Raw genomic sequence first — 6,450 nt, forward strand, 5'->3', positions numbered from 1 at the left:
GCACTTTTGTTACTTCTGAATTTCCTTCGGAAATTCCTCGCTAACAAAAACGCAACTTTCCATACACAAACTCGTTGTACACCATTTGAGGAAATATGAAAATACTGACAATAATTGCACTTTTTTTATTTATTAATTCTGGAATTATAGAGAATGATTGCGTTGATAATGTAAAAATCGGAATGGATATTACTGAATTCTTACAAAGTAAAAATGGAATTTATAAAGTAAAAGAAGGAACAATCAAACTCGAAGGAGATGACTACCCAATTTTTAATGTATATGAAAACTCTGAATTAATTTATGCGGTTGAACCAAACGAAGCGGAAAAAAAAGTTTGGAGAATATGGCTTTATGGAAAAAAATTCAAAACTGATATCGGAATTGGTGTCGGAAATACTCTTGGTGATTTAAAAGAAAAATATACTATAACCGAAATGTCAACCGCGGAAGGAACTGTAGTTATTTCTGTTCAAGAAATTAAGGTCGGATTTGATTTAGATACTTCTCAAATTCCAAGAGAATGGTGGAATGAAATAAAGATGGAGGAATTGAAAAATGATTTGCCAATAAATCTGATAATAATATAAAAACGGTGTACAACACCGTGTATAATTAATTGCTTGGTCACTGCCGACTTACGAACATTCCTGCGGAATATTCTATCTGTGATTTATTTGCTAAATTAGGTGCTTAAATACGCAACTAACCATACACAACAACGTTGGCATTCATTAACCACGAAAACACAAAAAAACTATGTTACCATTTATTATTGGAGGAGTCGTAGCTGTAATAGCAGGAATATTTGGATATTCAATATTTAGTAGTGAGAAAAAAGAAATTTATGTTTCTGTTCTTGGACCAAGTTCATCTGGAAAAACAACACTACATAATTATTTAAGAAAAACTGAATATAAAGACGCTACAATAGGACATAACGACCTTGAAAAAATAGTTATAAAAAAAGGAAATCAAAAAGTAACTATTAAAAAAGGGAAAGATATTGCTGGTACAGACCAAGCTGTAAAAGCTTATTATAAAGAAGAAATTCAATTGAGCGATGTTAGCTTTTTCATATTTGATTCTTCAAAAATATTAGAAAAAGAAACTTACTCAAAAAATGTTAATGGCAGATTAAATTTTATTAATAAATATTGCAAAACAAGCAAGAAAGAAAAACTTAAAATAATGCTTATCGCTTCACATTTCGATAAAGTAAAAACCAAACCTTCAGCTAAAAAGTTAATTTGGGAGAAAATAGATAAAATTGCAAACGAAGGAAAAATCAATAAACCTATTTATATTGATTTAACAAATGAAACCGAGTTAGAAGCTCTTAAAAACGAGCTTTTTAAATAAATTCAATATAAACAAAAATAAAATTATGGGTTTTTTCGAGGATTTAATTGACAGAACAAAAAAAACAATAGACGAAATAGAATATTCTGAAGATAGAGAACAAAGTTTATTGGATAAATTTTGGAGTAATAGAAAGGATTTAGAAGAAGGAATAGATAGTGCATTTGGACAAGAAAAAAACAAATTAAGTAGCCTTTTAGAACTATTAAACAGAAAAGGAAAGGAAAATGATATGGAACCTTGGTAACTTACAGTTTTAATTTATAAAAGAAAGACAACAATGAAAATTCTTTTCGGATTTTAATAATTAAATTATAGCTTAAACAAATGGAAGAAAATGTTCTAATGTGGATTCAGAATGAAAATAGCGATAAATTCGACTATATGTTTTATGGTACTCAACTTTTAGAAGAAAAAAATCTACAGAAAATAAAAGTTATTAGAGAACTTATTTTTAATAATCCAAATTCAAAAAAAATATGGAAAGAGAAAGGTTATTCTCAATCTTCTGTATTACAAATTGAAAACAATTTTGTTATAACTGGTGTGTTGAAAACAGTAGATAGTAATGGTAGACATTTACCATTTATGTTTTATTTCCCAAAAAATAAAAATAATTTAGAAGAAATCATTTATAAAAATCTTAAAAAAATTCAAAAAGAAATTGATTCTGATTTATTGCAAAAATTATTATCTAAAACAAAAATAGACAACAAAAAAAAAATCATAATTTATAGTGCTATATTATTAACATTCATAATTCTACTATACAAAATATTAAAATAACAATGGAAAAAATAAATTCAAAAGTCGTGATTTTCGCAAGAGAAGAAGATGTTTCAGCTTCAAAATATGAGGATAATTATGAAGAGGTAATGGCTAACGATATAATTATGTTACCCAATGAGAAAATTACGGAATTTAATAATGCTCACAATATATTAGGCAATAAAAAAATTTCTAATAATTCAATACTTATTTCACATCCTTACAAAGAGAATTATTACATAAGTATAGAGGATAGTGATGAATTAATACAGAGAGAAAAATTAGCAAATACAGCTGATTTAGCTAGGCTTTTAGGAGCTAAAAAATTTGAAGTTTTAAGTGTCGTTCAGCAAGAAACAGAAAAACAATATGAAATAGACATAAACGGGAGACTTAAAGTAACTACTTTAAAAACTAAACTCAATAAAAAAATATCGAAAAAACTTAAAAAAGCATATTCGATAGAAAACACTTATCCAGGAGCAAAACCTGAATACCAAAAAGCTTTAGAAAAGCTAAAAAGCTATGGTTTAATAATTGACCCAGAAGTCAAAGCATTAGTAGAATCCAGAAATCCAAATGATAGCAATCAAATAACTACTCAAAAGATAAGCCTAAAAACAGCTAGTGAAATAAATGAGAATTTAGATATTGCTTCAAGTCTAGTTGCTTTAGGTGGAATTTTAGATATTTCTGCAAATTTCAAAAGCCGAATATCTTCAAGAAAATCAATGGAATTATCAATTAATATTGAATTTTAAAATAACGAAATGCCAACACCGTATATAATTTATTGCTAGCTTCTCGCCTACTTACGAAAGTCCTCGCGGACTTTCTTTGTCCGTAATTATTTACTAAATTAGTTGCTTGAAACACGCAACAAACCATATACAAACACGTTAGCATTCATATTTTCTTTAGATTTTCAAAAACGAAAATTCAGGTAATATGAAATTAAAATTTTTAATAAACTTTTTTTAGTTCATTACCATTTATACATTTTTTCCCACAAGCTTTTAAGATTAATAAGGAAAAGATAGCCTGAAATACGGAACGTAAATAAATCCATAGCTCCGATTTATGGATTTTACTCAAGAAACTTTTAAGACTAAAAGAATGAAATAACCTGAAAAAACTAAACGGATAATTAATTCTTAGCTTCGATTCATGGATTTGTAACAAGAAACTTTTAAGATCAAAAGAATAAAAAACTCTGAAATACGGAACGCAAATATTAAACTTGAAATACGGAACGCAAAGATAATTCCTAGCTTCGGTTCATGGATTTTTCACAAAAATCATTTGAAATCAAAAAGAAAAAAATAACCTGAAATACTGAATGTAAAATCCTTAAAAAAACTAAACCATACGTAATGCTAACAACGTGTATATTTTATTGCTAGTTCTCGCCTACTTACGAAAATCCTCGCGGATTTTCTATTCGGTTTTTATTTGCTAACTTAGGTGCTTAAACACGCAACAAAGCATACACAAGACCGTTGTGCTTCATTATGACAAACCGCTAACCGATGATAAAATTCTTTAGAAAAATACGCTTTGATCTTATGGAAAAAAATAAAACTGGAAAGTATTTTAAATATGCTGTTGGGGAAATTGTACTAGTTGTTATTGGGATTTTGATTGCACTAAGCATTAATAATTTCAATAATAGTAGACAAGAAAGAAAAATAGAACAAGAATATTTATTGTCATTGCAAACTGAATTTGAAATTAATTTAACAAGAATAAATAATAGCATTAAAGAAAATAAGGAACGAGTAAATGCAGTAGATGATATGCTGACCTTATTTGATAATAATGTTCGTGACACAATAAGTGATAAAGCTATATCAAATATAATGTATTCCGTTTTTTCTGGCGAAGCAGTCTATAATCCCTCAAATGGAGTATTAACTGATATTATTAGCTCAGGAAACCTTAATTTAATTCAAAATAAAAAACTAAGACAACGTCTTGCTTCTTTTGAAAGTAAATTGGAATTTTTAAAATTAGTAGAAAATGCTGTTAAATCTATGAAGAGTGAACTGAAAAGCCAATTAAATAAAAATGGAAGTATCCGAAAAGTACTAATAGATAGAGGTCTCAATTTTGACCACAAATCAATTTCTGATTCTGTGAACAATAAAGTAATATTTAGTTTGACTGAGTTTGAAAATAGTCTTTTAGATTACTATCTGACAATTAAAGCAGAAAATGGACCAAGGGCTTTTGGTGGAATAAAAGAGGAAATAGAACAAATTTTAATTGACCTTGATTTGGAGATAAAAAAATAACGAAAGCACAACAACGTGTATAATTCATGCTCACGCATGAACTTCAATTAAAATGTATATCTTTAATCATCTGATTTGCTGCATCTGAAAATCCTGCGGATTCTCAGCCGCACAAATCATACACGAACACGTTGTGCTTCATTATGACAAACCGCTAACCAATGATAAAATTCTTTAGAAAAATTAGACAAAACTTACTAATGGAAAACAAAACTAGAAAGTATTTTAAATATGCTATTGGAGAAATTATCCTTGTCGTTATTGGTATTCTAATTGCCTTACAGATTAACAATTGGAATGAAAACCAAAAGTTAAAATCAAGGACTCAAGATTATTATGCTCAATTATTAGACGAACTGAACAATGATATTATCTCTACTCAAAGTATTATTAAAGAATTCAGTAATCATCAAAATGAATATAACAATTACATAAGCTCTTATGACAAAAAAGGGTTGACACCAATTAAAGCTTATGAACAGATTTCTAAACTTGCTCTAGTATATTCACCTATAACGTTCAATACAAATACTATCGAATCACTTCAGGGCAGTGGTGATATTGGCTTAATTCCGTCACATATAAGAAATAAATTAATGAACTTAACAAGTCTACAAAAAACTACCATAAAGCGCTTTGAAGACACAGGTAAAGGGCAACTAGAAATAACTCAAAAATTAAGTGGTTTATTAGGGGCAACTACTCTACCTAAAAGGCTGGTAAATCAACCTGAAATGAAAAATTTTTTAAATATTGATGAAAATTTAAAGGAACTGATTTTAGTTTACGAAGGCTTACATCGTTGGAAGAGTATAGCTCAACTCGAATCTATTTACAGATTAGAAAATATACAAAAGGAAACAGGTGTTATTATCGAACTAATAAATAAGGAACAAAACAAATAACGAAAGCACAACAACGTGTATAATTCATTGCTAGTGCAATGATTACATGGAAAATCCTGCGGATTTTCCTCTGGCTCGTTTTCTTTTGCTAAATTAGTTACCTAAACACGCAACGAAAGTCATACACGAACACGTTGTAAAACATTTTGATTAAAATTGACTGAAGAAGAAAAATATACGAACAATCCATTTTCAGTGACTCTATTATTCTACACTCATAAGTCGAGTGAAGCCTTAATGAAAAAAAATGGATTTAAAATTGGTCAAAACAACTTTCACTTATTAAATGATACTGAAAAATATGTTTCAAGAGTTAGTAAAATAAATGGAGATTTAAGAAGAGTTTTTGAACAACTAAATTCAATTAGAGTTTTCATAAGACGATTTCCAAATAAGAAATTTTACTACGAAAACGGAATTGGAGAATTAGACTACATTCAATATCATACAGAGTCTCTTGTTCATAAAATCCATACGATTATGGAAATTATGAAATTAATGGTAAATGAAGTTTATTGTTTGGGAATTCAAGAAAGAAACTGTAATTGGAAAAATTTGACAAGAAAACTCGACAAGGAAACTGACTGTTTAAGAGTTATAGATAATTATTTAGATGTTTTTAAAGATTATATTGATTTAAGACACATTAATACTCATCGTGGAATTTATAAAGATGGTGAAAAAGAAGAAATAGAAATGGACTTTGGGTTAGATATATATTTAATGAGTCAAAGTTTAGGATATGAATTAGATGAGAAATTCCAAAAGGCTTTCCCAAAATTTATGATTGACTACAAAATTAAGGAACTAAAAAAACAACGAATCGAATTCATTAACAAAACGGAAAAAATAATTAACGAAAAGTTAAAGTTATTTCTATCAGCTTTGAGTGAGGAATTTAATAATCGAACAAAAACGTTTTACAACACCGTATAAAAATAATTGCGGTTTAGTGATTAATCAAAGGTCGTTGCGTGTTTGTATGCGAGGATTTTCCTTCGGAAAATCCTCGCATACAAACACGCAACTATTCTTATACATAAACGTTACCAAAAACAACTCGGAAAATCGAATTCCATATTTAACGGAAAACTAAACATTGAATATTTCGAGTTTTTTCT

General features: G+C 28.3%; 8 protein-coding genes. All 8 read left to right on the forward strand.

The annotated features are described in order from the left end of the window. The first annotated feature begins 95 nt into the window (after nucleotides 1-95). Nucleotides 96-590 carry a hypothetical protein gene (locus tag Q4512_RS16205; protein ID WP_303426423.1) on the forward strand — a complete coding sequence of 165 codons (495 nt, stop codon included), beginning with the start codon at nucleotides 96-98 and terminating at the stop codon, nucleotides 588-590. Nucleotides 591-759: 169 nt separating this feature from the next. Further along, nucleotides 760-1,362 carry a GTPase domain-containing protein gene (locus Q4512_RS16210; protein WP_303426424.1) on the forward strand — a complete coding sequence of 201 codons (603 nt, stop codon included), beginning with the start codon at nucleotides 760-762 and terminating at the stop codon, nucleotides 1,360-1,362. Between the two features lie 25 nt (nucleotides 1,363-1,387). Then, nucleotides 1,388-1,609: a hypothetical protein gene (locus Q4512_RS16215; protein ID WP_303426426.1), complete on the forward strand. Its 222-nt coding sequence runs from the start codon at nucleotides 1,388-1,390 to the stop codon at nucleotides 1,607-1,609. 80 nt (nucleotides 1,610-1,689) lie between these two features. Then, nucleotides 1,690-2,148 (forward strand): hypothetical protein, encoded by a 459-nt coding sequence (locus tag Q4512_RS16220; RefSeq protein WP_303426428.1) that lies wholly within the window; start codon nucleotides 1,690-1,692, stop codon nucleotides 2,146-2,148. 2 nt (nucleotides 2,149-2,150) lie between these two features. After that, nucleotides 2,151-2,891: a hypothetical protein gene (locus Q4512_RS16225; RefSeq protein WP_303426429.1), complete on the forward strand. Its 741-nt coding sequence runs from the start codon at nucleotides 2,151-2,153 to the stop codon at nucleotides 2,889-2,891. Between the two features lie 768 nt (nucleotides 2,892-3,659). Continuing rightward, nucleotides 3,660-4,424: a DUF6090 family protein gene (locus Q4512_RS16230; RefSeq protein WP_303426430.1), complete on the forward strand. Its 765-nt coding sequence runs from the start codon at nucleotides 3,660-3,662 to the stop codon at nucleotides 4,422-4,424. A 161-nt stretch (nucleotides 4,425-4,585) separates the two neighbouring features. Continuing rightward, nucleotides 4,586-5,329 carry a DUF6090 family protein gene (locus Q4512_RS16235; RefSeq protein WP_303426432.1) on the forward strand — a complete coding sequence of 248 codons (744 nt, stop codon included), beginning with the start codon at nucleotides 4,586-4,588 and terminating at the stop codon, nucleotides 5,327-5,329. Nucleotides 5,330-5,485: 156 nt separating this feature from the next. Next, on the forward strand, nucleotides 5,486-6,265 hold the full coding sequence (locus tag Q4512_RS16240) for a Cthe_2314 family HEPN domain-containing protein (protein WP_303426435.1): 780 nt from the start codon (nucleotides 5,486-5,488) through the stop codon (nucleotides 6,263-6,265). Nucleotides 6,266-6,450: the final 185 nt, after the last annotated feature.

It is taken from the genome of Oceanihabitans sp. 2_MG-2023, from assembly GCF_030547245.1.
In the GTDB taxonomy this organism is placed as follows: domain Bacteria; phylum Bacteroidota; class Bacteroidia; order Flavobacteriales; family Flavobacteriaceae; genus Oceanihabitans.

Excerpts from the sequence above, each read along its gene's own strand:
- Q4512_RS16235 (WP_303426432.1), top strand. The coding sequence starts at position 4,586 with ATGATAAAATTCTTTAGAAAAATTAGACAAAACTTACTAATGGAAAAC.
- Q4512_RS16205 (WP_303426423.1), top strand. The coding sequence starts at position 96 with ATGAAAATACTGACAATAATTGCACTTTTTTTATTTATTAATTCTGGA.
- Q4512_RS16225 (WP_303426429.1), top strand. The coding sequence starts at position 2,151 with ATGGAAAAAATAAATTCAAAAGTCGTGATTTTCGCAAGAGAAGAAGAT.
- Q4512_RS16230 (WP_303426430.1), top strand. The coding sequence starts at position 3,660 with ATGATAAAATTCTTTAGAAAAATACGCTTTGATCTTATGGAAAAAAAT.
- Q4512_RS16215 (WP_303426426.1), top strand. The coding sequence starts at position 1,388 with ATGGGTTTTTTCGAGGATTTAATTGACAGAACAAAAAAAACAATAGAC.
- Q4512_RS16210 (WP_303426424.1), top strand. The coding sequence starts at position 760 with ATGTTACCATTTATTATTGGAGGAGTCGTAGCTGTAATAGCAGGAATA.
- Q4512_RS16220 (WP_303426428.1), top strand. The coding sequence starts at position 1,690 with ATGGAAGAAAATGTTCTAATGTGGATTCAGAATGAAAATAGCGATAAA.